This window comes from Thiocystis violacea (genome assembly GCF_016583565.1).
Taxonomy (GTDB): Bacteria; Pseudomonadota; Gammaproteobacteria; order Chromatiales; family Chromatiaceae; genus Thiorhodococcus; species Thiorhodococcus violaceus_A.
Map to the genome: position 1 here is coordinate 1 of NZ_NRRF01000197.1, position 1,411 is coordinate 1,411.

General features: G+C 53.0%; 3 protein-coding genes. 1 reads left to right on the forward strand and 2 read right to left on the reverse strand.

The window, feature by feature from the left end; genetic code table 11:
* Positions 1-272: 272 nt before the first annotated feature.
* On the forward strand, positions 273-419 hold the full coding sequence (locus CKO23_RS24695) for a hypothetical protein (protein ID WP_200336168.1): 147 nt from the start codon (positions 273-275) through the stop codon (positions 417-419).
* Positions 420-535: 116 nt separating this feature from the next.
* Here CKO23_RS24695 and CKO23_RS24700 read toward each other — a convergent pair whose 3' ends face one another.
* Complete coding sequence (locus tag CKO23_RS24700; RefSeq protein ID WP_200336170.1) at positions 536-994, reverse strand: Uma2 family endonuclease; 459 nt, start codon at positions 992-994, stop codon at positions 536-538.
* Between the two features lie 135 nt (positions 995-1,129).
* The coding region (locus CKO23_RS24705) for an IS66 family transposase (protein ID WP_200336176.1) at positions 1,130-1,411 on the reverse strand (282 nt) is incomplete at its 5' end.

The window sequence follows — 1,411 nt, forward strand, 5'->3', positions numbered from 1 at the left end:
ATCCGAAAAAGCCGCATCTGTCCGTCGCGCGCTTGCTCGCACAGCGTCAACAGCCCAAGACGCCCTCCCTGAAGCGGGGGGAACGGCGTCCGATGATTTGCCACGAATCGTGACCTTCACAGCCATGATCCGGGCAAGTCCGGCACGGTGACCCCGTAGGCCACGCCATCATCGGTATGCAGCGCCAAGGCAAATCGCATGAATCACTTCCAAGGCCAGCCGGCCTGACGGTAGATGCTGTGTAAGGTCGACAGCGGAATATCAGCTTTCGGATGCGGAACCGTCACCAAGCCAGGGAGAAGATCCTCGCCCCGCACGGCAGCAAACGCAACCTCGCCGACGGCCTAATGGAAGGGACCGGAGACGGCCGACGCCTGCGCTACGAGGAGATGCTGACGCTGGTGCGCGATCCTGGCTGAAGCGGCGCGTTTCGCGGGATGGGCTGATCCTCCTTTATCCGATCAAAAAATAAATCTGTCCCCTTTTCGAAACTTTTCGAAAGTAGCGCTTTTGGCGGTCGGTGTGCAGCGTATTGTTAGCTCTTGATTTCATAGCTTTCTTCTATTTTTCCTTCATATGTATGGTACCGAGTATTTCCGTCTTCGCTGACTATCCAAACCTCGTGAGCGCCTTTGGATAGATACAATTCAATTTTTTCATCTATTTCTCCTTGAGAATTTGAGGGAGAAACGATCTCGACACATATCTCTGGGGCACGTTTATAGGGAGTTTCAAATCCGTATTTATCAATAAATGCATCTGATGCCCATGCGACATCAGCAACTTTGACCCCTTGGCTGGTTTGAATTGAGCATTCGGTTATCACTTTTCCTTTGCCCTTCTTGGCATCTCTAATTTTAACACCAGTTTCAAATTGAAGGCTGCCGTGATTATTACTTGCAGGACTCATGAGAATCCTACCCCATTTATCAAGTTCGATCTTAAAGGGAAGATCTTTCAGGAAAGGATTATTAATAACGGACGCCCAATTCATGGAATGCCTCTTTTTTTAGAATCGCAATGATGCAGCACAACAGCGATGGTCGTATTCAAGATAGCTAACGTTCTGGCTGGCCGGCCCAATACCGCGCTGGCACGACCGTAACTATTCAGGTACCCGCGACCACCGTTATGCCAGTTTTGGCATCGGAGGTTGCCCTTGGAAGGTCAGCACGAGAGCTTGATAGATATCGACGGACTGCTTGCGCATCGTCGAGAGATAGGAGCGCACGGTCGCGAAGGCCTCGGCCCCCTCGGTCGAGCGGAAGCCGCCCGAGACCTTTTGCTTGAGCTTGGGCATGCGCAGGTCGCGCTCGGCGAGGTTGTTGTCGAAGGGCACGCGCAAGTCGGTGACGAAGCGTAGAACCTCGTCGCGGTGGGTGCGTAGGCGTTCGATGAGGTTGTAGGCCGG

Excerpts from the sequence above, each read along its gene's own strand:
- CKO23_RS24695 (WP_200336168.1), top strand. The coding sequence starts at position 273 with ATGCGGAACCGTCACCAAGCCAGGGAGAAGATCCTCGCCCCGCACGGC.
- CKO23_RS24700 (WP_200336170.1), bottom strand. The coding sequence starts at position 994 with ATGAATTGGGCGTCCGTTATTAATAATCCTTTCCTGAAAGATCTTCCC.